The 22,987-nt window shown below is 71.2% G+C and carries 18 protein-coding genes; 8 read left to right on the forward strand and 10 right to left on the reverse strand.

What is annotated here, in order from left to right; translation table 11 throughout:
• Positions 1-35 precede the first annotated feature (35 nt).
• The 4 genes from ACQUQD_RS35920 to ACQUQD_RS35935 are packed head-to-tail and all read left to right on the forward strand — an operon-like array spanning position 36 to position 4,047.
• Positions 36-2,534, forward strand: coding sequence for a nitrate- and nitrite sensing domain-containing protein (locus tag ACQUQD_RS35920; RefSeq protein WP_428956375.1), 2,499 nt, complete (start codon positions 36-38; stop codon positions 2,532-2,534).
• Complete coding sequence (locus ACQUQD_RS35925; protein ID WP_428956376.1) at positions 2,531-2,968, forward strand: roadblock/LC7 domain-containing protein; 438 nt, start codon at positions 2,531-2,533, stop codon at positions 2,966-2,968. Before ACQUQD_RS35920 ends, ACQUQD_RS35925 begins: the two co-directional genes overlap by 4 nt.
• 28 nt (positions 2,969-2,996) lie before the next feature.
• Positions 2,997-3,458: a DUF742 domain-containing protein gene (locus tag ACQUQD_RS35930; protein WP_428956377.1), complete on the forward strand. Its 462-nt coding sequence runs from the start codon at positions 2,997-2,999 to the stop codon at positions 3,456-3,458.
• On the forward strand, positions 3,439-4,047 hold the full coding sequence (locus ACQUQD_RS35935; RefSeq protein WP_428956378.1) for a GTP-binding protein: 609 nt from the start codon (positions 3,439-3,441) through the stop codon (positions 4,045-4,047). The genes ACQUQD_RS35930 and ACQUQD_RS35935 overlap by 20 nt, the downstream gene beginning before the upstream one ends.
• A 12-nt stretch (positions 4,048-4,059) precedes the next feature.
• Here ACQUQD_RS35935 and ACQUQD_RS35940 read toward each other — a convergent pair whose 3' ends face one another.
• Positions 4,060-4,488 carry a PPOX class F420-dependent oxidoreductase gene (locus tag ACQUQD_RS35940; RefSeq protein ID WP_428956379.1) on the reverse strand — a complete coding sequence of 143 codons (429 nt, stop codon included), beginning with the start codon at positions 4,486-4,488 and terminating at the stop codon, positions 4,060-4,062.
• 119 nt (positions 4,489-4,607) lie between these two features.
• On the opposite strand from ACQUQD_RS35940, the gene ACQUQD_RS35945 reads away from it, so the two are divergent.
• Positions 4,608-5,021 carry a roadblock/LC7 domain-containing protein gene (locus ACQUQD_RS35945; protein WP_428956380.1) on the forward strand — a complete coding sequence of 138 codons (414 nt, stop codon included), beginning with the start codon at positions 4,608-4,610 and terminating at the stop codon, positions 5,019-5,021.
• A gap of 154 nt (positions 5,022-5,175) precedes the next feature.
• Complete coding sequence (locus tag ACQUQD_RS35950) at positions 5,176-6,054, forward strand: DUF6397 family protein (RefSeq protein WP_428956381.1); 879 nt, start codon at positions 5,176-5,178, stop codon at positions 6,052-6,054.
• An 18-nt stretch (positions 6,055-6,072) separates the two neighbouring features.
• Here ACQUQD_RS35950 and ACQUQD_RS35955 read toward each other — a convergent pair whose 3' ends face one another.
• From ACQUQD_RS35955 to ACQUQD_RS35965, 3 genes are all read right to left on the reverse strand, one after another.
• Positions 6,073-6,588, reverse strand: a complete 516-nt coding sequence (locus ACQUQD_RS35955) for a tetratricopeptide repeat protein (RefSeq protein ID WP_428956382.1) — start codon at positions 6,586-6,588, stop codon at positions 6,073-6,075.
• Entirely contained in the window at positions 6,585-7,457 is an 873-nt protein-coding gene (locus tag ACQUQD_RS35960; protein WP_428956383.1) for an acyl-CoA thioesterase, read from the reverse strand. Before ACQUQD_RS35960 ends, ACQUQD_RS35955 begins: the two co-directional genes overlap by 4 nt.
• An 82-nt stretch (positions 7,458-7,539) precedes the next feature.
• Positions 7,540-10,113, reverse strand: a complete 2,574-nt coding sequence (locus ACQUQD_RS35965; protein ID WP_428956384.1) for a DEAD/DEAH box helicase — start codon at positions 10,111-10,113, stop codon at positions 7,540-7,542.
• A gap of 97 nt (positions 10,114-10,210) precedes the next feature.
• Between ACQUQD_RS35965 and ACQUQD_RS35970 the strand changes: the two genes are divergently transcribed.
• On the forward strand, positions 10,211-11,005 hold the full coding sequence (locus ACQUQD_RS35970; protein ID WP_428956385.1) for a metal-dependent hydrolase: 795 nt from the start codon (positions 10,211-10,213) through the stop codon (positions 11,003-11,005).
• A gap of 29 nt (positions 11,006-11,034) precedes the next feature.
• On the opposite strand, the gene ACQUQD_RS35975 is transcribed toward ACQUQD_RS35970, so the two are convergent.
• Positions 11,035-12,825, reverse strand: a complete 1,791-nt coding sequence (locus ACQUQD_RS35975) for an ABC transporter ATP-binding protein (RefSeq protein ID WP_428956386.1) — start codon at positions 12,823-12,825, stop codon at positions 11,035-11,037.
• Positions 12,822-14,699, reverse strand: coding sequence for an ABC transporter transmembrane domain-containing protein (locus tag ACQUQD_RS35980; protein ID WP_428957736.1), 1,878 nt, complete (start codon positions 14,697-14,699; stop codon positions 12,822-12,824). The genes ACQUQD_RS35975 and ACQUQD_RS35980 overlap by 4 nt, the downstream gene beginning before the upstream one ends.
• Before the next feature lie 364 nt (positions 14,700-15,063).
• On the opposite strand from ACQUQD_RS35980, the gene ACQUQD_RS35985 reads away from it, so the two are divergent.
• Entirely contained in the window at positions 15,064-15,801 is a 738-nt protein-coding gene (locus ACQUQD_RS35985; RefSeq protein WP_428956387.1) for a hypothetical protein, read from the forward strand.
• A gap of 38 nt (positions 15,802-15,839) precedes the next feature.
• On the opposite strand, the gene ACQUQD_RS35990 is transcribed toward ACQUQD_RS35985, so the two are convergent.
• The 4 genes from ACQUQD_RS35990 to ACQUQD_RS36005 form a co-directional block, all read right to left on the reverse strand.
• Positions 15,840-17,351, reverse strand: a complete 1,512-nt coding sequence (locus tag ACQUQD_RS35990) for an ArnT family glycosyltransferase (RefSeq protein WP_428956388.1) — start codon at positions 17,349-17,351, stop codon at positions 15,840-15,842.
• A gap of 75 nt (positions 17,352-17,426) precedes the next feature.
• Positions 17,427-18,866 carry a Gfo/Idh/MocA family protein gene (locus tag ACQUQD_RS35995; RefSeq protein WP_428956389.1) on the reverse strand — a complete coding sequence of 480 codons (1,440 nt, stop codon included), beginning with the start codon at positions 18,864-18,866 and terminating at the stop codon, positions 17,427-17,429.
• A 528-nt stretch (positions 18,867-19,394) separates the two neighbouring features.
• Positions 19,395-22,337 (reverse strand): FAD-binding and (Fe-S)-binding domain-containing protein, encoded by a 2,943-nt coding sequence (locus ACQUQD_RS36000; protein WP_428956390.1) that lies wholly within the window; start codon positions 22,335-22,337, stop codon positions 19,395-19,397.
• 83 nt (positions 22,338-22,420) lie between these two features.
• Entirely contained in the window at positions 22,421-22,888 is a 468-nt protein-coding gene (locus ACQUQD_RS36005; protein WP_428956391.1) for a MarR family winged helix-turn-helix transcriptional regulator, read from the reverse strand.
• Between the last annotated feature and the right edge of the window lie 99 nt (positions 22,889-22,987).

Consider the following 22,987-nt stretch of genomic DNA (forward strand, 5'->3'; position numbering starts at 1 on the left):
CGCCGACCCCGCCCCAGACCCCGGATGAGGAGGCCATGCCCCCGCCCCGCACCGAACCCAGCCCCGGCCCGCCGCAGATACCCGCGCCCCAGGCGCGTGGACGCCGCGCGCACGCCGGGCCGCCCGCCGAAGAGGACACCGCGGCAGAGGCGACGTCCGCCCGCAACGGGCCGCCCACGCGCGTGGGCGGCAGACACCTGCGCCCCCGCACGGTCCGCGCGAAGATCGTCTGCCTCCTCATGGTGCCGGTGGTGTCGCTGTTCGCCCTCTGGGCCTACGCCACGGTGAGCACCGTTCAGGACGTCGCGCGGCAGACACGGGCGCAGCGCGTCGACACCGCGGTACGCGTGCCCGTGGCCGCGGCGCTGGCTGCCCTCCAGGCGGAGCGCACCGCCGCCGTCGGCTACGCGAGCGCCCCCTCACCCGACCGTGGTGACGACCTCAAGAGGCTCGCGACCACCACCGACCGCGCCGTCGCCGCCCTGCGGCTCGGCAAGAACAACACTGTCGCGGACGGCGCGGACCTGTCCCACAAAGTGGCCGCACGTCTCGGCGCCTTCGTCGGCGACGCCGAGCGCCTGCGCACCGTACGCACCGATGTACTGGAGCAGCGTGCGGGCTGGGACACCGCATACGGGCAGTACACGAAGACCATCGACAGCGCCTACACGGTGAGCGGAGCACTGACCGGCATCCAGGGTGGCGAAGCCGGCTCCGACGCGCGCGTGCTGCTCGAATTCGGCCGCTCCGCCGAGATGCTCTCCCGTGAGGACGCGGTCGTGACGAGCGCCCGCATCGCCGGAACACTGGACGGTGAGCGGCTGCGTCTGTTCACCGGCGCCGTCGACACGCGCAGGACCCTCGTCGCCACGGCCGCCGCCGATCTGCGCGGGCCCGAACGAGCCGCCTGGAACCGCCTCGTGGAGGGGAGCGCGTACCGCGACGTACGCGCCGTCGAGGACCGGACGCTCATCGCGGAGCCCGGGAAGAAGGCGCTCGCCGCGGCGCCCGCGGAGACGTGGGACCTGGCGCACTTGGGCGTGCAGGACGGTATGCGCGCCCTCGCGTCGGACGCCGCGCGGAGCGCCGCCGACCGGGCGGATCCGTTCGCCCGGGGGCTGCTGACATCCGCGGGAGCGGCGGTCCTGTTCGGCCTCGGCGCCGTGATCGCCTCGCTGCTCATCTCCGTCCGTATCGGCCGCGGCCTCGTCGTCGAACTGGCCACCCTGCGCAACACGGCACTGGAGATCGCCGGACGCAAACTCCCGCACGCCATGCGGAAACTGCGGGCCGGCGAGGAGATCGACGTACTGAAGGAAGCGCCGCAGGGACCCCCGGCCGAGGACGAGATAGGCCAGGTGTCCGAGGCACTCACCACCGTGCACCGCGCGGCCCTGCGCGCCGCCGTGGAGCGGGCGGAACTCGCCAGCGGGATCTCCGGCGTCTTCGTCAACCTCGCCCGCCGCAACCAGACCCTCGTCCACCGCCAGCTCGGTCTCCTGGACACCATGGAGCGCCGTGCCGAGGACCCGGACGAACTGGGCGACCTGTTCCGCCTCGACCACCTCACGACCCGTATGCGACGCCACGCGGAGAGCCTGATCATCCTCTCCGGAGCAGCGCCGGGCCGGGCCTGGCGCAAGCCGGTTTCCCTGACGAACGTCGTACGGGCCGCGGTCTCCGAGATCGAGGACTACGCGCGCGTGGAGGTACGCCACCTCGCCGCCGCCGAGGTGGCGGGCGCCGCCGTCGCCGACCTCACGCACCTCCTGGCCGAACTCGTCGAGAACGCGGCCCAGTTCTCGCCGCCGCACACCAAGGTGCGCATCAGCGGCGAGCCCGTCGGCAACGGATACGCGATCGAGATCGAGGACCGCGGTCTCGGCATGGGCAAGGAGACCCTCGACGAGGCGAACAAGCGCATCGAGCACTCCGAAGCACTCGACCTGTTCGACAGCGACCGGCTCGGCCTCTTCGTGGTCAGCAGGCTCGCCGATCGTCACGACATCAAGGTGCATCTGCGTACCTCGCCGTACGGAGGCACCAATGCGGTCGTCCTGCTGCCCACCTCCTTGTTGCACAAGGACGGTGCGCAACCGGACGGGCGCGACCCCTCACCGTCCGAAGAAGAGCGCCGCTACGCGCGTGTGCCCGAGCCCGAAGCAGCTCCCATGAACGGCGATTCCGTCCCCGCCCCGCCTCTACGTCCCGCACTCGCCCCCTCGCCGGGCCCCGATCCCGAGGAGACGCAGCACCCGCCGGGTGTCACCGCTCTGCGGATGCGGAGGTCATCGGCTCCGCAGCAGGGCGATGTCCCACCCGAGGACGGGCTCCCGCGCCGCGTGCGCCAGGCGAGCCTCGCACCCCAGCTGCGGGAGCGCCCCGACGCACAGGCCACACCCGTGCGCGTCCCGGAGACGGGCGAACGCACCCCCGAACAGGTCCGGGCCCGCATGGCGTCCTTCCGGGACGGCTGGGCCAGGGGCGGCGGACGCCGGCCCGGCAGCGACAGCAGTGAAGGAGACCTCACATGATCAAGGAACCGACCACGGCCACCGCCCCCGGGGCGGGCGAACTCGACTGGCTCCTTGACGACCTGGTCCTCCGCGTGGCCGAACTGCGGCACGCCGTCGTCCTGTCCAACGACGGCCTGGCCGTCGGCGCCTCCGACGGACTCGGCCGCGAGGACGCCGAGCATCTGGCCGCCGTCGCCTCCGGGTTCAACAGCCTCGCCAAGGGGACAGGTCGGCACTTCGGTACCGGAGGAGTGCGGCAGACCATGGTCGAGATGGACGACGGCTTCCTGTTCGTGGTCGCCGCGGGCGACGGTTCCTGCCTCGCCGTCCTGAGCACCGTCACCGCCGACATCGGCCTCGTCGCCTACGAGATGGCACGCCTGGTGAAACGGGTCGGCGAACACCTGCACACCGCGCCCAGGTTGGCCGGGCACCCGCCCACCGCAGGCTGACGGGTCGGCCGGCGCCATGGACGAGGACATGCTCGACGCATCGCACCGGGACGCGGGCGCGCTCGACGGCGGCCCCCAGCAGACCGACGAGAAGAGGGGCAGCCCTCCGGACCTGGGCAGCCAGTGGTTCGACAACGAGGCCGGGCCCATGGTCCGCCCCTACGCGATGACCGGCGGGCGGACCACGGCAGGACCTCAGGCAGCGCGCTTCGACCTGATCGCCCTCGTCTCGCTCGACTCCGCCGCGCCCGCCGCCGACGACACCGCCCTCGGCCCCGAGCACCGTTCGATCATCGAGCTGTGCCGGACCGAGACACAGACGGTCGCCGAACTCGCCGCCGGCACCGAGCTGCCCGTGGGGGTCGTCCGGGTGCTCCTCGGCGACCTCCTGGAACTGGCCTGCATCAAGGTCAGCAGGCCGGTGCCGCCCGCCCAGCTACCTGACGAGAAGATCCTGAGAGAAGTCATCGATGGGCTCCGAGCACTCTGACACCACGGCCACCGGCGCATCCGCCGACCTGGCCCTGAAGATTCTGGTCGCGGGCGGATTCGGGGTGGGCAAGACCACCCTGGTCGGCGCGGTCAGTGAGATCCGCCCCCTGCGCACCGAGGAACTACTCAGCGAGGCGGGCCAGTCCGTGGACGACACGGCGGCCGTGGAACGCAAGACCACCACGACCGTCGCCATGGACTTCGGCCGGATCACGATCAGGTCCGGACTGTCGCTCTACCTGTTCGGCACACCGGGCCAGGACCGGTTCTGGTTCCTGTGGGACGAACTGTCACAAGGCGCGCTCGGCGCCGTTGTTCTCGCGGACACCCGACGGCTCGAGGACTGCTTCCCCGCCGTGGACTATTTCGAGCACCGGGACATCCCGTTCGTCGTGGCGGTCAACTGCTTCGCGAACGCCAGGGCGTACGGCGCGCACGAGGTGGCACGGGCCCTCGACCTCGAACGCGGGACACCGGTGGTGCTCTGCGACGCGCGTGACCGGGACTCGGGGAAGGAGGTCCTGATCAGGCTGGTCGAGTACGCCGGGCGGATGCACACCGCCCGGCTGCTCGACTCCGTGAGCTGAGCCGCGGCCGGATCAGTCGGCCACGTCGCCCATCGCCACGACCTTCTCGACCCGTACGCGGACGACGAGTTCGCCCGGCACGGCATTGCGCCGGCCGAACTCCTCGGCGCGGTCCTCGCCCATGTACCGGCCGCCGATCCGGGTGGCCGAATCCAGCAGTTCCGCAGGGTCCTCACTGAGTTCGGCGCGGCCCTGGATCGTCACGAACGAGAACGGGGGCCGCTCGTCGTCGACGCACAGCGCCACTCGCCCGTCGCGTGCCAGATTGCGTCCTTTGACCGTGTTCTTCCCGGTGTTGAACACGATGTCGCCACCGTCCAGCACGAACCAGACGGGGGCGATGTGCGGGCTGCCGTCGGCCCGCACGGTGGAGAGTTTTCCGGTGCGGGTGCCCTCGGAGACGAAGGCCCGCCATTCCTCATCGGTCATCTTGTGTGCCATGAGGTCATCCTCCTTGCCCGGACGCCGACCGTGGGGAAGGCTGGCGTGAGAGATCCTCCGGGCAGGGGAGCGGTCCCCTCCGGGGCACGGGGAGCCACAGGAAGCGGGGAGACGGGATCATGGGGCAGAACGTAGGACTCGATTGGCTGCTGGACGACCTGACGCAACGCGTCGAGCACGTGCGGCACGCCCTGGTCCTGTCCAACGACGGTCTCGTGACCGGAGCGAGCACGGGCCTGCGCCGCGAGGACGCCGAGCACCTCGCCGCGGTCTCCTCCGGACTGCACAGCCTCGCCAAGGGGTCGGGCCGGCACTTCGGCGCCGGAGGCGTGCGCCAGACGATGATCGAGTTCGACGAGGCGGTGCTCTTCGTCACCGCCGCCGGCGACGGCAGCTGCCTGTGCGTGCTCAGCGCCGCCGAGGCCGACATCGGTCAGGTCGCGTACGAGATGACGCTGCTCGTCAACCGGGTCGGGGAGCACCTGGCCGTGGACGCCCGGCACCCCGAGCGAATGCCGGTCATAGACCGCTGACCTGCGATAAGGCGCAGCGCTGCGTGGGTGCGGCGAAGTTATCCACAGGCTCGGACGGGGTTCTTCGATTCGGGCTACGGTTTTCCCGAGCGGTCACGGAGAGTGACCGCACGTCATCGACCGACGGGGGAGAACCATCGTGCAAGGCGACATCATGACCAGGCCCCAGGGCAGCGCGGCCCGCGAGCTGGGGCTCAAGCGAGGCGAGTTCGACCTCGCCGTACGCCTGGGCCGGATCCGCACCGTCGCGGCGCCGGACGGCGGCCGGCGCCGCGTTCCCCGCGAGGAGATCGAGCGGATCCGCGACGCCGAGGGCTTCCCGGAGGCGCTGCGCCGGCAGGTCAGGGTGGTGGGGACGGCTGAGGGTGCGCACCTCATGGGCATCCCGCCGACCCGCTTCACCCGGCTCGCCCGCGCCGGGCTGCTCACGCCGGCCAAGTTCTACTTGAACCGTTACCGGACGGTGGTGTGGCTCTATCTGGCCGAGGAACTCCAGGAGTTCGCGGCGTCCGAGCTCAACGCCCCGCTGCTCACCGGCCGTGCGCCGGACAAGATGCGCGCCCGGCTCTCGGCCGGTGAGGACCTGCGACCGCGCAGGTGGCGGTCCCGTCAGGCCGGCTACCTGCTCGGACAGAGCAGCGACCCCTGGGAGCGGGCCGCCGCGATGGCCACACTGCTGGACCCGACCCAGCTCGCCGACCTCGTCGAGAACCCCTTCGAGCGCGCCTACTTGCACCGGCTGCGGCCCGAGGAGTCCTGGTACGGGGCGCCCGAGTCGCCGTCGGCGCGGGCCGTCGAGCACATTCTGATCGCCGACGATCCGGACGAGATCAGCTGGCTGCGGGCGAACCTGCTGCTGAGCCTGTCGCAGGCGCGCGTCCTGCGCCCCGCCCCACGGCCCACGACGCGGGAGGCGCCGACCGAGCCTGAACCGGAGAGCGAACCGTCGGCGGACAGCGCCGCGCCCGATCCGCAGCCCGCTGTCGAAGGGCGCCGCGGACTGTGGGGGCGGCTGCTCGGCAGACGAGGCTGAGAGCGGCGCGCGGCAGAGCTATCCGGCGCCCTCGACGGCGTCCAGGTCCTGGGCGTAGTGCTCGATGGCGCCCCGGTAACCCACGATGTCCGGGTCGGCACTGGTCCCGGCCAGCACCGTGAGCAGCAGCCGCATCCCGTCGTGCGCGCGGCCCACGTTGTACAGCGCCATCGCCAGAAACGTCTTGAGGGCGTTGTCGTCCGGGAACGCGGCGACGGCGTCGCTCAGCGTCGCCACGGCCTCCGCATGGTGGCCGAGCGTGCGGTAGGTGCTGCCGAGGCCGAGCAGCGCGCCCCTGCGGTCCTCCTCGGACAGCCCGGTTCCGGCCAGCGCATCGACGTAGTGGGGGACGGCCTCGGCCTCCAGGCCGAGCGAGTCGTGGACCCAGGCGGTCTGGTACGCGACCTGGGCGTCGTCGGGGAACCGGCCGCGCAGGCCGAGCAGTTGCGCACGGGCCTCGTCATGGTGGCCCGCCTCCCGCAACCGCACGGCCTGGGCGAGCAGCTCTCCCGGGCCGTCCGATCCGGCCGTCACCCTTCGAGCTTCCGGAACAGCCCCTCCTGGACCACGGACACCAGCAGACGCCCCTCGACGTCGTAGATGCGGCCGCGGGCCAGGCCCCGGCCACCCGTCGCGATCGGCGACTCCTGGTCGTACAGGAACCACTCATCGGCACGGAAAGGACGGTGGAACCACATGGCGTGGTCGAGCGAGGCCATGTCGAAGCCGCGCCGCCCCCACAGCGGTTCGACCGGCAGACGCACCGCGTCGAGCAGTGTCATGTCACTCGCGTACGTGACCGCGCAGGTGTGCACGAGCGGGTCGTCGCCCAGCGGGCCCACGGCGCGCATCCACACGGCGCTGCGCGGCTCGGCCGCCCCGACCTCCTCCGGGGTCCAGCGCAGCCGGTCGACGTACCGGATGTCGAAGGGCTGGCGCCGGGCCATGCGTTCCAACGCCTCGGGCAGGGCGCCGAGATGGCCCTTGATCTCCTCGGCGATCGTCGGCAGTGACTCCGGGTCCGGCACCTCGCGGGCCGGCGGCAACTGGTGCTCGAAGGCACCTTCCTCGGGCTTGTGGAAGGAGGCGGTCAGATTGAAGATCGTGCGCCCCTGCTGCACGGCGGTCACCCGGCGCGTGGTGAACGAGCGGCCGTCGCGGACCCGTTCGACCTGGTACACGATGGGCACGCCCGGGCGGCCCGGGCGCAGGAAGTACGCGTGCAGCGAGTGCACGGGACGGTCGCCGTCCGTGGTGCGGCCCGCCGCGACCAGGGCCTGGCCCGCGACCTGCCCGCCGAAGACGCGCTGGAGGGACTCCTGCGGGCTGCGTCCGCGGAAGATGTTGACCTCGATCTGCTCCAGGTCGAGCAGGTCGACGAGCCGCTCCGCAGGATTCGTCATGCGTGGTTCTCTCTCGTGTGCGCGGCCGGACGACTCCGGCGCGTGGGCGCGGGCGGACACTACCGTCCGCCCGGTCCCGGATCTACAACTGACCGACGTCCGTGACCCGGACGACGGCACGGCCCTCGGCATCGGAGGCCGCGAGGTCGACTTCGGCGCTGATGCCCCAGTCGTGGTCGCCATTGGGGTCGGCAAAGGTCTGACGGACCTTCCACAGACCGTGCTCCGGATCCTCCTCGATCATGAGCAGCTTGGGTCCGCGGGCATCCGGACCCGTACCGAGGTCCTCGTACTCGTCCCAGTACTTGTCCATGGCCTCGCCCCAGGCGTCCGCGTCCCAGCCCGAGTCGGCGTCCAGCTCGCCCAGCTCGTCGACGTTGTCGAGCGCGGCGAGCTCGACCCGGCGGAACATGGCGTTGCGGACGAGGACGCGGAAGGCACGGGCGTTCGCGGTGACCGGCTTGACCTGGTCGGCCTTCTCCTGGGCCTCCTCGGCGGTCATCACCTCGGGATTGGCGAGCTGTTCCCACTCGTCCAGGAGGCTGGAGTCGACCTGGCGCACCATCTCGCCGAGCCAGGCGATCAGGTCCTCCAGGTCCTCCGACTTGAGGTCGTCCGGCACGGTGTGATCGAGCGTCTTGTACGCGCTCGCCAGGTACCGCAGGACGATGCCCTCGGTGCGCGCGAGCTCGTAGAACGAGACGAACTCCGTGAAGGTCATCGCCCGCTCGTACATGTCGCGGATGACGGACTTCGGCGACAGCGGGTGGTCGCCGACCCACGGATGACTCGTGCGGTACGTGTTGTAGGCGTGGAAGAGCAGCTCCTCCAAGGGCTTCGGGTACGAGATGTCCTGGAGGCGCTCCATGCGCTCCTCGTACTCGACACCGTCCGCCTTCATGAGGGCGACGGCCTCACCGCGTGCCTTGTTCTGCTGGGCGTGCAGGATCTGCCGCGGGTCGTCGAGCGTGGACTCCACGACCGACACCATGTCGAGCGCGTACGACGGCGACTCCTGGTCGAGCAGGTCGAAGGAAGCGAGGGCGAACGTCGAGAGCGGCTGGTTCAGCGCGAAGTCCTGCTGCAGATCGACGGTCAGGCGCACGATACGGCCCGTCGGGTCCGGCTGGTCCAGCTTCTCGACGATGCCGCCGTCCAGCAGCGAGCGGTAGATCGCGATGGCCCGGCGGATGTGCCGCAGCTGGGCCCTGCGCGGCTCGTGGTTGTCCTCGAGCAGCTTGCGCATCGCCTCGAAAGCGTTGCCCGGGCGGGCGATGACCGACAGGAGCATCGTGTGCGTGACACGGAAGCGGGAGGTCAGCGGCTCCGGGTCGGAGGCGATCAGCTTCTCGAAGGTGCTCTCCGTCCACCCGACGAAGCCCTCCGGAGCCTTCTTGCGGACGACCTTGCGCCGCTTCTTCGGGTCGTCGCCCGCCTTCGCGAGCGCCTTCTCGTTCTCGATGACGTGCTCGGGTGCCTGCGCCACGACGAAGCCGGCCGTGTCGAAGCCGGCGCGTCCGGCGCGGCCCGCGATCTGGTGGAACTCGCGGGCGCGCAGCGTGCGGACGCGGTTGCCGTCGTACTTGGTGAGCGCGGTGAACAGCACCGTGCGAATGGGGACGTTGACGCCCACGCCGAGGGTGTCGGTGCCGCAGATGACCTTCAACAGGCCCGCCTGCGCGAGTTTTTCGACGAGGCGGCGGTACTTCGGCAGCATGCCTGCGTGGTGGACCCCGATGCCGTGCCGTACGTAACGGGACAGGTTGCGGCCGAACTTGGTGGTGAAGCGGAAGTTGCCGATCAGCTCGGCGATCTTGTCCTTCTCCTCGCGCGTGCACATGTTGATGCTCATCAGCGCCTGCGCCCGCTCGACGGCCTGCGCCTGCGTGAAGTGGACGATGTAGACCGGTGCCTGCCGCGTGTCGAGCAGCTCGGTCAGGGTCTCCGTGAGCGGCGTGAGCCGGTACTCGTAGGAGAGGGGGACCGGGCGCGTCGCCGAGCGCACCACCGACGTCGGACGGCCCGTGCGCCGCGTGAGGTCCTTCTCGAACATGGCGACGTCGCCGAGGGTCGCCGACATCAGGATGAACTGCGCCTGCGGCAGTTCGAGCAGCGGGATCTGCCAGGCCCAGCCGCGGTCCGCCTCCGCGTAGAAGTGGAACTCGTCCATGACGACCTGGCCGATGTCGGCCTGCGCCCCGTCCCGCAGCGCGATCGAGGCGAGGACCTCCGCGGTGCAGCAGATGACGGGCGCGTCCGCGTTCACGGACGCGTCACCGGTCAGCATGCCGACGTTCTCCGTGCCGAAGAGCTTGCACAGCTCGAAGAACTTCTCGGAGACCAGCGCCTTGATGGGGGCCGTGTAGAAGGTGACCTCGTCGCGGGCGAGGGCCGCGAAGTGCGCACCGGCCGCGATCATGCTCTTGCCGGACCCGGTGGGCGTCGAGACGATCACGTTCGCCCCCGACACCGCCTCGATCAGGGCCTCCTCCTGGTGCGGATAGAGGGTGAGACCACGCTCCTCGGCCCACGACTCGAAGGCGTCATAGAGGGCGTCCGGGTCGGCGGTCTGCGGAAGCTGATCGATAAGGGTCACGTCACCATCTTGCCTGTCTTCCGTCCCGATCCGGGAATCGGATGCCCGTACGAAGATCATGAACGCTACGCTGAGTCGCCGACGGAGCGTCAGGACGCGCACGGCCCGACGGGGGCAACGGGGCGTCGGCACAAGAGGAATGGGGCGGAACACCACCATGATGGGACCGGCACACTCGCTGTCAGGAGCGGCGGCCTGGCTGGGGGTGGGCGCGGCCGCGGCCGCCGCCGGACACCCGATGCCCTGGCCGGTCGTCCTCGTCGGAGCGCTGATCTGCGCCGGCGCCGCGCTCGCCCCCGACCTCGACCACAAGGCGGCGACCATCTCGCGCGCCTTCGGACCGATCTCCCGGTGGCTCTGCGAGATCGTCGACAAGCTCTCCTACGCCGTCTACAAGGCCACCCGCAAGCAGGGCGACCCGCGCCGGTCCGGCGGGCACCGCACACTCACCCATACGTGGCTGTGGGCGGTCCTGATCGGGGCGGGCACGTCCGTCGCGGCGATCACCGGGGGCCGCTGGGCCGTCCTCGCGATCCTGTTCGTCCACATGGTGCTCGCCATCGAAGGCCTGCTGTGGCGGGCCGCACGGGGCTCCAGCAGCGACGTCCTGGTCTGGCTGCTGGCCGCCACCAGCGCCTGGATCCTCGCCGGGGTCCTGGACAAGCCGGGCAACGGCGCGGACTGGCTGTTCGCCGAGCCGGGCCAGGAGTACCTGTGGCTGGGCCTGCCGATCGTGCTCGGCGCTCTGGTGCACGACATCGGGGACGCGCTCACCGTCTCGGGCTGCCCGATCCTGTGGCCCATCCCGATCGGCCGCAAGCGCTGGTACCCGATCGGTCCGCCCAAGGTGATGCGGTTCCGGGCCGGCAGCTGGATCGAGCTCAAGGTGCTCATGCCCGCGTTCATGCTGCTCGGCGGCGTGGGGTGCGCGGCCGCGCTCAACTTCATCTGAGCCCGGCCGCACCACCACCCGGCACGGGGTCACCCGTGCCAGGACCGCCACAGGGCCGCGTACGCCCCGTCCGCCTCGACCAGTTCGTTGTGGCTGCCGAGCTCCCGGATCCGCCCGTCCTCGACCACGGCGATGACATCCGCGTCGTGCGCGGTGTGCAGCCGGTGCGCGATGGCCACGACGGTGCGGCCGTCCAGGACGCGGCCCAGCGAGCGCTCCAGGTTCCGGGCCGCGCGCGGGTCGAGGAGCGACGTCGCCTCGTCCAGGACCAGGGTGTGCGGGTCGGCCAGGACCAGCCGGGCCAGCGCGATCTGCTGGGCCTGCGCGGGGGTGAGCGCCACCGCGCCCGAGCCGACCTCCGTGTCGAGGCCGTCGGCCAGGCCGCGAGCCCAGCCGTCGGCGTCGACCGCGCCGAGGGCCGCCCACAGCTCGGCGTCCTCGGCCCCGGTCCGGGCCAGCCGGAGGTTGTCGCGCAGGGACCCCACGAAGACGTGGTGCTCCTGGTTGACCAGGGCGACATGCGACCGCACCCGCTCCGCCTGCATCCGGGACAGTTCCGCGCCGCCGAGCGTGACCTGCCCGAGCCGGGGCGCATAGATCCCGGCGAGCAGCCGGCCGAGCGTGGACTTGCCCGCGCCGGACGGCCCGACCAGGGCGAGCCGGGTGCCGGGCGCGACATCGAGGGTCACCTCGCGCAGCACGTCGACGCCCTCGCGGTAGCCGAAGTGCACCTGGTCGGCCTGGACGGCGCGGCCGTCGGGCCGCACCGCGGCGTTGCCCGCGTCCGGCTCGATGTCGCGGACGCCCACCAGACGGGCCAGGGACACCTGAGCGACCTGGAGCTCGTCGTACCAGCGCAGGATCAGACCCACCGGGTCCACGAGCATCTGCGCGATGAGCGCGGCCGTCGTCAGCTGGCCGACCCCGATCCAGCCCTGCAGGACGAAGACCCCGCCGATCAGCAGGACGGACAGCAGGACCAGGCAGTGCACGGCGTTGATCACGGGGAAGAAGACCGACCGCAGATAGAGCGTGTACCGCTCCCAGGCCGTCCATTCCTTGACGCGTCGCTCGGACAGGGCCACGCGGCGCTCGCCGAGCCGGTGCGCCTCGACGGTGCGACCGGCGTCCACGGTCTCCGCGAGCGCCGCCGCGACGGCCGCGTACCCGGCGGCCTCCGAGCGGTACGCCGAGGGCGCCCGCTTGAAGTACCAGCGGCAGCCGAGCACGAGTACCGGCACGGCGACGAGGACCGCCGGGGCCAGCGGCGGTGCGGTCACCGCGAGACCGCCGATGAGCAGACCCGCCCATACGACGGCGATGGACAGCTGCGGGACGGCCTCCCGCATCGCGTTCGCGAGCCGGTCGATGTCGGTGGTGATCCGGGACAGCAGGTCACCCGTGCCGGCCCGCTCCAGCACGCCGGGCGGCAGCCCGACGGACCGCACCAGGAAGTCCTCGCGCAGGTCCGCCAGCATCCGTTCGCCGAGCATCGCCCCCCGCAGGCGCACCTGCCGGACGAAGACGGTCTGGATCACGAGGGCGAGCGCGAACAGGCCGATGGTGCGCTCCAGATGGAGGTCGCGCAGGCCGCCGGTGCCGTCCGCCACGTCCTGGATGACCCCGCCCAGCAGATACGGGCCGGCCATCGAGGCGACCACGGCGACCGTGTTCACCCCGATCAGCAGCAGGAAGGCGCGCCGGTGGCGCTGGTACAGCTCGCGCACATAGGCGCGGACCGTGGCCGGGGCGCCGACCGGCAGGGTGTTCGCCGTGGTGGGGGCCGCCGGATCGTAGGCCGGGGGCGCTACGCCGATCATGCCGTCTCCTCGATGTCGATCGTGATGTCGATGTCGGACCCGGTGCCGGGCCGGGGCTCCGCCTCGAGCTCGGAACGGGTCGCTGCCGCCTCCGCGTCGGTCTCGCGTGTGACCACGGCCCGGTACCGGGGCTCGGCGCGCACCAGTTCGCGGTGCGCGCCGACCGCGGCCACTTCGCCGTCGTGCACGAACACGACGCGGTCGGCGCGGTCGAGCAGCAGCGGTGACGAGGTGAGCACCACCGTGGTGCGGCCGCGGCGCAGCATGCGGACGCCCTGGGCGATGCGCGCCTCGGTGTGCGAGTCGACGGCGGACGTCGGCTCGTCGAGAACCAGCGCCTCGGGGTCGGCGACCAGGGAACGGGCCAGAGCGAGCCGCTGGCGCTGGCCGCCGGACAGGGACCGGCCGCGTTCGGTGATGCGGGCGTTCATGGGGTTGTCGTCCAGGGAACCCTGGGTGAGGGCGCCGAGGACGTCGGAGCACTGCGCGGCTTCCAGTGCCTCGTCCGGGTGGACGGATCCGCCGGACGGCACGTCGAGCAGCTCGGCGAGTGTGCCCGACAGGAGCACCGGGTCCTTGTCCTGGACGAGCACCGCGGTGCGCGCCACGTCCAGTGGCAGTTCGTCGAGCGGCACCCCGCCCAGCAGCACGGACGGCGTCCTCGGTGCGGATGCGTCGCCGCTGCCGGAATCGCCGGATTCACCGGAGGTGTCGGAGGCCGCGTGGCCGCCGAGCCGGTCGGCGAGGCGCCCCGCCAGATCCGGGTCCCCGCACACCACGGCGGTCAGCCGACCCGCCGGGGCGAGCAGACCGGTGGCCGGGTCGTACAGGTCCCCGGCCGGAGCGTCCGCGTCGCGCAGCCCGCCCGACGGCTCGGTGACGCGTTCCAGGGACAGGACCCTGGCCGCGCGCTGAGCCGAGGGGCGCGAGAAGGAGTACGCCATGGCGATCTCCTCGAAGTGCCGCAGCGGGTAGTTGAGGATCATCACCGCGCTGTACACGGTGACCAGTTCACCGACGGTGATCCGGCCCTCGCGCGCGAGATGGACGCCGTACCAGACGATCACGATCAGCAGCAGACCCGGGAGGAGCACCTGGATCGAGGAGATCAGCGACCACATGCGGGCGCTGCGCACGGCGGCCTTGCGGACTTCCTGCGAGGCGTGGCGATAGCGGTCGAGGAAGAGTTCCTCACCGCCGATGCCGCGCAGCACGCGCAGTCCGGCGACGGTGTCCGAGGCGAGTTCGGTGGCCCGGCCCGCCTTCTCGCGCTGGTGGTCCGCGCGCCGGGTGGCGCGGGGCAGCAGCGGCAGCACGGCGAGAGCCAGCACGGGCATGCCGACGGCGACGACGACACCGAGAGCGGGCTGGTAGACGACCAGGCTGACGCAGACGAGCACCACGGTGAGGGCGGCAGCGGCGAAGCGGGAGAGCGCCTCGACGAACCAGCCGATCTTCTCCACGTCACCGGTGGACACCGCGACGACCTCGCCCGCGGCGACCCGGCGGGTGAGGGCGGCACCGAGCGCCGCGGTCCGACGGGCCAGCAACTGCTGCACCCGGGCGGCGGCGGTGATCCAGTTCGTGACCGCCGTGCGGTGCAGCATCGTGTCGCCGCACGCGATGGCGATGCCGAGCAGCACGATGATCCCGCCCGCCGCGGCGAGGCGCGTACCGGAGCCGTCGACCACGGCCTGCACGGCGTAGCCGACGCCGAACGGCAGACCGGCGACCGAGGAGAAGTGGAGCAGACCCCAGGCGAGGGACTTGAGCTGGCCACCGAGTTGGTTCCGGCCGAGCCAGCGCAGGAACCGGGGGCCGGAGCGCGCGTCGGGCACGCCCGGATCGGGATACGGAAGGTCGGAGATCTGCATGACGTCCCAGAGCTCGAAAGGGGATCCGGAGGTGGAGTGCACCGGAGGAGGGAGGAGGGAGGAGGGGGATGCGGAGAGAAGGAGATGGGAGAGGAGGAGACGGGAGGAGGAAGAGGGAAGGGCGCGAGCCGACCGCTGAGCAAGCAAGGCAGTCGAATCAGGGCGTTGGATGCAGGGCGACGGATTGAGGGGGATGGATTCGGGGCGGCGCGTTCGTGGCTGCGGAACAAACCGTGAAAGGTTCGCGTCCCGCGGTGACCGGAGGCAAACGGTTTTCCGGTGGCGAGCAAAGATTCGGCCCGGATCGACGGCGGCCCCCGGCCCGGCACAGGGGTTCCCGACGCGTGGTGCGACCATGGAACGCATGCGTAGTGAGGGTGCGGTTCGAGCGGGCGTCGCGATGGCGGCGTGTGGAGTCCTACTGGCGACACTGGCGGCGTGCGTCGGCGACGGCAGCGGCCACCAGAACACGTCGAACGGGCACAGCGACGCCCGCAGCGACGAGGCCCGCGCCGTCGACCTCAAGCGCATCCCCGACGTCGGCGACCGCTACCAGAAGCAGATCCCGGCGAACGCGCGGCAGGTCGTCGCGGTCTACGGCGACGGCAAGGACTCCGCGGACTCGACCATCGCCCTCTTCACCAAGTCCGGCGACACCTGGAAGAAGGAGCGCAGCTGGTCCGGACACAACGGCAAGAAGGGCTGGACGACGAACCACCGGGAGGGTGACAAGCGCAGCCCCGTGGGTGTGTTCACGCTCAGTGATGCCGGCGGTGTGCTCGCCGATCCCGGCGCGAAACTGCCCTACACGCAGACCGCGTCGATCCAGGCCCCGCACTACTGGGCCAAGTCGCACTGGCACGACTTCGACTACGTCATCGCCATCGACTACAACCGAGCCAAGGGCACGCCGCCCAACGACCCGACCCGCCCCCAGGGCCAGTCCAAGGGTGGCAGCATCTGGCTGCACATGGACCACGGCAGTGGGACCTCGGCATGCGTGAGCCAGTCGAAGGCGAACATGGAGTACCTGCTCAAGACACTCGACCCCGAGCTGCACCCGGTCGTCGTCATGGGAGACCGGGCCGACCTCAAGGCGTGACGGCCAACCTCATCAGTAGGTCAGTAGGCGTGAGTAGGTCAGTAGGCGTGGCGCAGTGACGGCCACAGAGCCGACCACTTCTGCGCCGGTCCGGCGCACAGGACGACCGCCGCGCCCTGTTCCTTGTTGTCCACGTCGTGGCCGTTGTCGATGTGAGCGGCTGTGCGGCAGCCGGTGAAGTACCGCTCGATGCCGGAGGCGTCGTCCGGCCGGACGAGCAGGACGGGCCCGTCCGCGGAGTCGGGCGGCGGCCCCCAGTCGGCGTAGCTCATATGGCCCGAGTACGGGGCGGGCAGCCCGCGCGCGGGACCGTACCGTTCCAGGGCGCCCGCTTCACCGTAGTTGCTGGTGAGGATGACGGCTCGCCGGCGTTCGGCTGCCGGGATCCGCGTCCACCCCTGGCGTGCCGCGTCGGCCAGTTGGGGCCAGCCGAGCTGTTCGCCCTGCTCCTTGTTGAGGGCCATCGGCACGGCCAGCGCGGCGGGCGGCAGCACAGGCAGGGTGATCAGAGCGTTGAGCGCGGCGGACACGGCCACGGCCGCCACGAGCAGCGCCCGCCGCGCCCGCCCGGCCCGTGCCCACCGCAGCGCGGGCTCGCACCCCGCGGCGAGCAGGACCACGAGGAGCGGCACCGTGTAGTACCCCTTGCCGCCGAGGGCCAGCACCACGGCACACAGCAGCGGATACGCGACCGCGAACGCGCGCGCCCACCGCAGCCGCGCGCCGCGCCACAACCGCAGCCACCCGGCGACCCACACCGGCACGAACAGCGGTGAGAGATAGACGAGTTGCTGCGGCACGAGCAGGGCGCGATTCTCCGCTCCGTCGTCCTCGCTGATGCCGCGGGCCACCGTGAACTGCGGCCAGCCGTGCGTCGCCTGCCACCACAGAGTCGGCGCCGCCAGCGCGAGCGCCACGGCGCAGCCGGCCAGGAACCAAGCACTGCGCCACACCGCGCGCGGCCCCACGCCGCCGATCGCCACGAGCAGCACGCCGACGAGCAGCACGACCAGGTACTTGTTCTGCACGCCGATCCCCGTGACCGCGCCCACCGCGAGCCACCAGCGCCCGTCCCCGGTGCGCAGCACCCGCAGAACGAGCCAGCTCACGGTCACCCACACCAGCAGGTCGAACGTCGCCGTGGACACCATGTGGCCGACCGCCAGCACCTGCGCGCCGAGCGCCGTGAGCAGGGCCGCGAGGAGTTGGGCGCCGCGCCCACCGCCCAACTCCCGTGCCATCAGCGCCACCACGAGCACGGTCGCCGCCGCGGCGAGCGTCGCGGCCACCCGCAGCCCGGCCGGCTCGTCACCGAAGACGGCGCTGGAGGCGCGGGCCAGCAGTGGCGTGAGCGGCGGCTGATCGACGTAGCCCCAGGCGAGTCGGCGGCCGGCGGCGACGAAGTACAACTCGTCGCGGTGATAGCCGTAACGCCCCGACAGCAGCGTCAGCACCCCCGCATACGCGGCGACCGCGCACAGCAGCGGGCGCCAGGCGATCACTGCGAGCGTCGATCTGTCCCGCTCCGACCGCGCGGTGTCCTCGCCCATGTCCCCCGCCTTCCCCCGGTGCGCCGGGAGCGTACTGGCGGCACGGGAAGCGGTCGAGGCCCCGCGTCCTGCGGGTCACTCCTCGGCGGGCTTCTCCGAGTCGACGCCGCCGCGCTTCTCGCGCCACTCGCCGCGCGTGAAGTCGGGGATCTGCTGCGGCGCGCCCTTCGCCTTGATGGAGAGGTGGCTCAGCGGGACCGGGGACGTCCAGGTCGCGGCGTCGTACACATCGAAGTCGGGGACGAGGCCGAGCCGCATCGTCTGCATCAGGCGGTACACCATGATGTAGTCCATGCCGCCGTGTCCGCCGGGCGGATTGGCGTGCTCCTTCCACAGCCAGTGGTCCCAGTCGGCGTACTTCGCGAAGTCGCCCCAGGCATCGTTCGTGTGGTCGGGCTCGATGTAGATGCGCTCCGGATAGTCCTCGAACACGCCCTTCGTGCCGCCGAGTTGATTGATCCGCGAATACGGGTGCGGGGTGCTCACGTCGTGCTCCAGACGGATCACACGGCCCTTCGCCGTCTGGACCAGGCTGATCGTGCGGTCCGACTCGATGTACGACTCCTTCCAACTCGGGTCGTCCTTGGGCATGTTGGCCTCGCGGTACTCGGCGAGACCGAGCGACGGCGTGCCGAAGCTGGAGATATGGGTGGCGCGGTCGCCCCGGTTGATGTCCATGTAGTTGGCGACCGGCCCGAAGCCGTGGTTCGGGTACAGATCACCGCGCAGCCGCGTGTGCCACAGACGGCGCCAAGGACCTTCGTAGTAGTCCGGGTCGAACATCAAACCGCGCAGGTCATGGTTGTACGCCCCCGCCCCGTGCAGCAGCTGACCGAATTTGCCCGCGTGGGCCATCCGCAGCACGCGCATCTCATTGCGGCCGTAGCAGCAGTTCTCCAGCTGCATGCAGTGTCTACGGGTGCGTTCGGAGAGGTTCACCAGTTCCCACAACTGGTCGAGCTGGAGCGCGATGGGACACTCGACGCCGACGTGCTTGCCGTTCAGCATCGCCGTCTTCGCCATCTCGAAGTGCCAGTCCCACGGCGTCGCCGCGTACACGAAGTCGATGTCCCCGCGCTTGCAGAGGTTCTCGAAGTCGTGATCGCCCTTGGTGTACGTCGCCGGGGCCGGCTGGCCCGCGGCCGTCACCTTGGCCGCCGCCTTCGCCGTCTTGTCCTTCACCGGGTCGCACAGCGCGACGACCTGCACGCCCGGTACCGCCAGGAACAGATCGATCATGCTGCCACCGCGGTTGCCGAGCCCGATGATCCCCACGCGGACCGTGGAGCGCCGCTCGAACGGCACCCCGACCATCGTCCGTCCCTGGCGGGCCGGCGCCTGGGCCGCGGCCTGTACGGGCACGGGCGCCTGCTCCGCGGCATGGGACGTGCCCGAGCCGAACGCGGCGAGACCGATCCCGGCCGCCCCCGCGACACCCGCGGTGCGCAGCACATCACGTCGGGAATGACCGTCGGGACCGGTCTCGTCCAGGGGCTGGTTGTCGTTGTCGTGCATCGGACCTCCGAAGCTGGCGGGTGCGGTGCCTGGCAAGCGCTTGCCACCTTGGTGGGGCCGAGACCGGGGCGCAAGGGGCGGAAGTGGTCGGAGAGTTGGACTTCCTTTACCGACCCTTTGGACTCACGTGACAGAAGGCAGCCGGCGGGCGGTCCTGCCCCGACCGTCTCGACGGATCGACGGATCGACGGATCGACGGCGCGGTCAAACGCCGGAATGGCCTGAAGCGGCCCCCGGTTCACGCACGTAGGTTCAGGTTCAGCACGAGATCCGGCATCCAGGGCCGGTCGAGACGGACACCGGCGGTACCGGCAACGCGCGCTGGCGACCGGCTGCGTCACGGCGTCAGGTGCCCAGGGTGTCTACCCGGGCGCCGTCGGCGTTGAGACTGGCACTGGCACTGGCACTGGCACTGGCACTGGCACTGGCACTGGCACTGGCACTGGCACCGACACCGGCACGGCACTGGTACTCGCACTGGCGCCTGCCAGTGCATCCACCGTGCCGACCGGTGCGGTCCGTCCGGAGTCAGGACTGCCGGCGTGCCCCCGTCGCGGGACGGGTCGCGCGCTCCAGCTCCACCAGTACGGAGTAGTAGGAGCGGCCCGTGGCGTGGTCCATGCCGACCTCGCACATCCGGTTCGCCGACAGATGCGCGTCGTAGGCGCGGGACGTGACCTCCGCGGCCTCCTTGTGCGTGGCGGACTCGGTCAGCTCCTTGTGGAGCATGCCGCGGTCGCCCGCGAACGCGCAGCAGCCCGCGTCGTCCGGGATCACCACTTCGTCCGCGCAGGCCTCGGCGACCGCCTTCAACTGGGCCACGTCGCCGAGGTGTTCCATGGAGCACGTGGGATGCAGCACGGCAGAGCCGATCGTCCGCTCGATCGTGAGACGCGGCAGCAGTTCCTCGGCCGCCCACACGAGGGAGTCGACGATCGTCAGTTCCGCGTGCAACTCCCGGTTCTCGTCGGTGAGATACGGCACCACCTCGTGCGCGATGCCGAGCGTGCAGGACGACGCGTCGACGACGAGCGGGAGGCGACCGCCCGCGGTCCAGCCCCAGGCCGCCTCGACGATCCGGTTCGCCATGACCGTGTTGCCTTCGTCGTAACCCTTGGAGTGCCAGATCGTGGCGCAGCACGTGCCCGCCACGTCACCCGGGATCCACACCGGCTTTCCCGCGCGCGCGGAGACCGCGACGACGGCTTGGGGGAGCGACACGTCGCCGGGGGTGCCGAAGATGCGGTTCACACAGGCCGGGTAGTACACGGCTGTCGCACCCACGCGCGCGGTGCGCGGCAGCTTGCGTGCGGCCGCGCCCGGGACCTCCGGCAGCCACTCGGGCACCAGGTCCGGCCGAACCGCCTTACGGGCAGCCGTCGTCACGGAGGTGAGCAGTCCGTCGCCGATCTTTTCGGCGGCCGCGACGGCGAGCCGCGCGGATGCCTCGACGGCCTTGAAGTTCTTCGCGGCGAGCGCGGCCACCTTCTCCTCGCGCGGCGAGTGGCGCGCGTGCCGGAAGCCCTTCATGAAGGCTCCGGTGTCGATGCCGACCGGGCAGGCCAGCTTGCAGGTGGAGTCCCCGGCGCAGGTGTCCACCGCGTCGTATCCGTACGCGTCGATCAGCTCGTCCTCGACCGGGGAGCCCGACGGCTGGCGCATCATCTCGCGGCGCAGCACGATGCGCTGACGCGGCGTCGTGGTCAGGTCCTCGCTGGGGCAGGTCGGTTCGCAGAAACCGCACTCGATGCACGGGTCGGCGATCAGCTCCACCTTCGGGATCGTCTTCAGGCCGCGCAGATGCGCCTTCGGGTCGCGGTCGAGGACGATACGGGGCGCGAGAACCCCGTCCGGGTCGATCACCTGCTTCGTGCGCCACATCAACTCCGTCGCCCTGGGCCCCCATTCGAGCTCCAGGAACGGTGCGATGTTGCGGCCGGTGGCGTGCTCGGCCTTCAGGGAGCCGTCGAACCGCTCCACCGTCAGCCGGCAGAAGTCGTCCATGAAGGCCGCGTACCGGTCCACGTCCGACGGCTTGGCCGCGTCGAAGGCCAGAAGGAAGTGCAGATTGCCGTGCGCGGCGTGACCTGCCACGGCCGCGTCGAAACCGTGCCGCGTCTGCAGTTCGAGGAGCGCTTCGCAGGCCTCGGCGAGCTGCGACGGCGGCACCGCGAAGTCCTCCGTGATGAGCGTGGTCCCCGACGGGCGCGAGCCGCCGACCGCCGTCACGAACGCCTTGCGGGCCTTCCAGTAGCCCCCGATCGTCTTCGCGTCCCGCGTGAACGCGTTGGTCACCGAGGCGACGGGTGCCACGAGGTCGAGCCCCTCCAGCGCCTTCGCGGCCTCCTCCTCATAGGCGGCCTGCCGCTCCTCGTCGGGCGCGCGGAACTCCACGAGGAGCGCCGTGGTCTCCTTCGGCAGCTGCGCCCAGTCCTGCGGCACACCCTGCACGCTGACCGAGGCGCGCAGGGTGTTGCCGTCCATCAGCTCCACGGCCAGTGCCCCCGCCTCGTTGAAGACGGGCACCGCCGCGGCGGCCGCGGGCAGCGACGGGAAGAACAGCAGCGCCGTGGAGACGTGCCGGTCCAACGGCAGGGTGTCGAAGACGACTTCGGAGATGAACCCGAAGGTGCCCTCCGAGCCGACCATCAGGCCACGCAGGATCTCGACCGGTGTCGTGCCGTCGAGGAAGGCGTCGAGCCGGTATCCGTTCGTGTTCTTGATCTCGTACTTGGCGCGGATCCGGCGCGTCAGCTCCGCGTCCGCCTCGATCTCCCGCTTGATCGCCAGCAGGCCCTCGCACAGGGCGGGCTCGGCGTGCGCGAGATCCTCGTCCGCCGCCGGGTCCGCGGTGTCCACGACCGTGCCGGACGGCAGGACGAACGTGAGCGAGGCGAGGGTCCGGTACGAGTTCCGAGTGGTGCCCGCGGTCATCCCCGACGCGTTGTTCGCCACCACGCCGCCGATCGTGCAGGCGATCGCGCTCGCCGGGTCGGGGCCGAGCACCCGTCCGTGCCGGGCCAGCGTGGCATTGGCCCGCACGATGGTGGTGCCGGGGCCGATGCGCGCCTGTGAGCCGTCGCCCAGGACCTCGACGCCCGCCCAGAACCTGCGGACGTCCACCAGGATGTCCTCGCCCTGCGCCTGCCCGTTCAGCGACGTGCCCGCCGCGCGGAAGACGACCTCGCGGCCCTTGCCGTGCGCGTACGACAGCACGGCCGACACGTCGTCGATGTCCTCGGCGACCACCACGACCTGCGGCACGAACCGGTACGGGCTCGCGTCCGAGGCGTAGCGGACGAGGTCCGAGACCTTGGTGAGGACCTTGTCCGCGCCCAGCAGCCGCGTCAGCTCCGAGCGCAGCGGCTCGGGGGTGCCGCCCGCCTGTCCGTCCGTGACCCGGTCGGGCGCGGGACCCGACGGGCGGGTCCCGGGACGCAGGGCTTCCGGCTTCGGCTCCAGCAGCGGCATGGGACTCTCGCCTCTCGTCGTTCTGTTACGTGCTGTGGTGCTGTTTCGTGCTGTGGTGCTGTTCGTTCCGCCGGGCGGTCCGATCAGTTCTCGTGGTCGCGCGGCGACTCGGCTCTCATGTCGCGCGGCGACTCGAACAACGCGTTCAGCAAGACCGTCAGCTGTGCGCGCTGCTGTGAGTCCAATGGGGCCAGGATCTCCTCTGCCGCCGCACGGCGCGCGCTGCGCAGCTCCCGAAGGGCGGCCCGGCCCTTGTCGGTCAGCTCGATCCGGATGACCCGGCGGTTGGTCGGATCGGGCACGCGGCGCACCAGATCGCCGGCCTCCAGACCGTCCACCACGCTGGTCACGGCGCGTGGCACGACCTCCAGGCGCTGCGCCAGATCGGCCATCCGCGGCGGCGTCTCGTAGTGCACCAGCGTGCGCAGCAGCCGGGATTGCGCGGGCGTGATCCCGACCGGCTCCAGCTGGCGTCTCTGGATGCGGTGCAGGCGGCGGGTCAGCCGCAGCAACTGCTCGGCGAGGAAGCCGTCGGCGTCCGGGGTACTCATGCCGGGAACATTAGCAGGACTTTGTGCATTGTGAGTATAGGTAACAATGAGCTATGCTCCTCAAAGTCGAGCTCGGCCCCTGTCCGCCGGGCTCTCCCC

Origin of the sequence: Streptomyces sp. cg35 (assembly GCF_050410835.1) — a bacterium.
Taxonomy (GTDB): domain Bacteria; phylum Actinomycetota; class Actinomycetes; order Streptomycetales; family Streptomycetaceae; genus Streptomyces.